The following is a 2,832-nucleotide window of genomic DNA, read 5'->3' on the forward strand; positions in this document are numbered from 1 at the left end:
ATTATTTATTTAGATTATTTATTTAGATTATTTTGATAGAGATAATAAGCATGATTACGCCCGCGCGGTATGAAAAAATTCTTGAGAATTATTATTTTCCATTAAAATCGGCGTGAAATAATGCAGTGCCAAAGGATCGATTAACGAATACTCCTACCAAACAATAAATACAGGGTTCGTGCCCATGTACAAATCGTAATTATCCATTCCGGAAGGTTGATAAATCGACCTGTTTTAAAAGTGAACTTGCAGATTGGAGTGATTGACCTTGGCAATCATTGATCGGGGAATGTAATCCAAAAACCGTTTGCATTTTTGTCAATTCCAAACCAAACCACTCTTTTCGCTTGGGATAGCGTGGGAAAACTGTGTAAACAAACACACACATTGTTGCGCCAGAACAACCATAAGATTCAGCGACTTATTATCTTTACCGGCACACCGGTGTTCGATATCCATTGAATTTCGATAGCCGTTAATAAAAAAACACTCGCATCGTGTCAAACTGATAACCCCGTGGATAAAACCGATAAGGAAAATAAACGATACTCATCGTTATAATTTCACAAAAACACTTACATAGGTCGTTGGCTAAAGAAATCGAAAACAGTTTTCCTTGTGTTTTTTGTTGTTCATCTACCGAAGTCGCCTCTTCCGTTTTCCCATGAGGCGGGTAGGAAAAAAGCCGTGCCCGCCCGATGGCGCAAAATGTTCATCTGAGCCTGTGGTTTTTCACTCCACATAACTGTAAATGTGCGGCGCAAGTTCGCGTATGGTCAACGCATACTTCTTAGACCTTACAAAGGATCCCGGCGGACGATACGAAAAATCCGATAACAGAAAATGTGCACCGGATCCCACGCTACTTAATTCAAGAAACTAACCCTTGTAATACTTTTCTAAGGAATCCATAACCTTTACCGCCGTAGGTGAGATTTTTTTAGGTAATAGCATTTGTCTTTCTCAAGCGGGGCACGCAACTGACCCTGCGTTTCGAGACAAACCGGTGTTCCCATCATCAAAGACACTCGCATCCGAAATGAGTAAACAATGCACTTTTGAATCCACTTTAAACGATTGCTTAAGGACTACCATACTGTATAAACGCCTAACGCGCGCCAACACACAAGATTAATTAGGTGCATACTTATTTAGGTGCATACTTTTATTTGCTTTCCAATCCGCCTCAGCACTTTTTCCTCGCCCCCACCACAGGAAGCCATTGCTGAGGAATCGTATTCCACCACAACACAAAAAGATCGTAAAACTTATCACCTCTAAAATAAGTCTTTGATAGTGGACTTTCTATCGTTTGATTAATGATGGGTATCCATCCCAGTACCGCATACTGTTGGGATGCTAATCGGCTCGATAATCGAAGGTCACCGGTTTTAGAAATCTGAGAGATAAAAAGCTGAGAGATAATATAAATCAAGCATCTCCTTGACCGTTGATCCCTTATTAACTTGATTCCTTATTACTAAGGTGTATGCTAGTAGCCAACGCAGTGCGCGCCATCATTGCCGTTGGTATTTTTCAACAAATCCGATCTAAGCGTTAAAAACCCTTCACCCTCACCACTTTGGCTGCTAAAATAGCCGTTGCCGTATCATTCATCTTCCAAATATAATCGGTGGAAGTTTTTTACCAATTAACGATCCGCATCACTTACGTTTTCTGTGACGGCGTATAAAAAGCCCTGCTACCACTCGAAGGTAGCCAGAGTCATCTATGATTTTCTTACCAGTATAATTTAATCTCGTCCAGGATTTGTTACTCCAGTTTTATCATTTGTCTTTTATCATTTGTCGAGTTTGATCCCAAAATTCTAAAGTTGTTATTAGCAACCTCTAACGGGAAGAGATTGGAACCCTCTTGCTGTTTCTGGACTTTATAGTAAGCATCCAAAAACCGCGATTAAAGCTATTTTAGAATGCATTTCTCGTTACCGCCATATTTTTGATTCAGAATTAATTAAAAAAATATTTTCTGAAACAACTTTAAAAGCTTTTCTTTCCTAGATACGCTTTAATTTATTGCTTTTTCACAAACGATTATCAAGACTTAAAATTTATAAAATATAATAAGTAAGACTCAAATAAAATTGATAACTATTATTCATTACAAACTAGCACGCCTGGATTCTTCTAATCATATAGCCAGATTGACCAAATTATAGCCGCTCACTCACGATTAATATTGGAATATTTTTCACCAGAAATTTTTAAACCTATCAATTTAAGCTGGATTACCAAAAAAAATATTAGGGAAATATTTAGCTGCACTAAAAAATAAAAAAGAAAATTATAATTCTCCAGTTTTTCCTATAAGAGGTTTATTCCATTGAGGATAATACCCTCTTCAACAAAAAAAATAGTAGCAGCTGAAGTATTGAAAGACGTGATATGGAGGGTGATATTAATTTTGAAATTTAAAAAAGTTAAAAAACAACCACCCGGCTCTCTCTGACGGCAATCTTGCTAAACTATTTTACGCTTGTGAAATAATTGTGAGGTATAAAAATCTGCTGCTTCCAACTTCGATTCATTGGAAGGTTTATTTATATTCGGGCGTCAACAACATGAAAGACTGAATTCTTCAGTATTACGACTAGCACTCTTTGTTTAGTGATTTTGGAGCAGCTAATTTCTTGTTATTTACTTAATGAACTAACAATTAATTTAACAATTCCAGGCCCTTGATAGATCAAGCCCGTATAAATTTGAACTAAAGAAGCTCCTGCCTTTAAAAAGGCTTCGGCATCTTCAGAAAAAAAAATCCCTCCCACCCCAACAATCGGAACAGCGTCCTGCACCAACTTATGAAGTTGTT

General features: G+C 37.4%; 3 protein-coding genes. All 3 read right to left on the reverse strand.

Translation table 11 applies throughout. The features are described from left to right. Positions 1-199: 199 nt before the first annotated feature. Positions 200-388 (reverse strand): hypothetical protein, encoded by a 189-nt coding sequence (locus B1F79_RS03885; protein WP_251366065.1) that lies wholly within the window; start codon positions 386-388, stop codon positions 200-202. A 798-nt stretch (positions 389-1,186) separates the two neighbouring features. Next, a complete protein-coding gene (locus B1F79_RS03890) occupies positions 1,187-1,435 on the reverse strand; it encodes a hypothetical protein (RefSeq protein WP_251366066.1) in 249 nt (82 codons plus the stop codon). A 1,218-nt stretch (positions 1,436-2,653) separates the two neighbouring features. Beyond that, positions 2,654-2,815, reverse strand: a complete 162-nt coding sequence (locus tag B1F79_RS03895) for a hypothetical protein (RefSeq protein ID WP_372443134.1) — start codon at positions 2,813-2,815, stop codon at positions 2,654-2,656. Positions 2,816-2,832: the final 17 nt, after the last annotated feature.

This window comes from Coxiella-like endosymbiont of Rhipicephalus sanguineus (assembly GCF_018687865.1).

What these genes read in the sequence shown, in the direction of transcription:
- B1F79_RS03885 (WP_251366065.1), bottom strand. Translation starts at nt 388, where the DNA reads ATGTGTGTGTTTGTTTACACAGTTTTCCCACGCTATCCCAAGCGAAAA.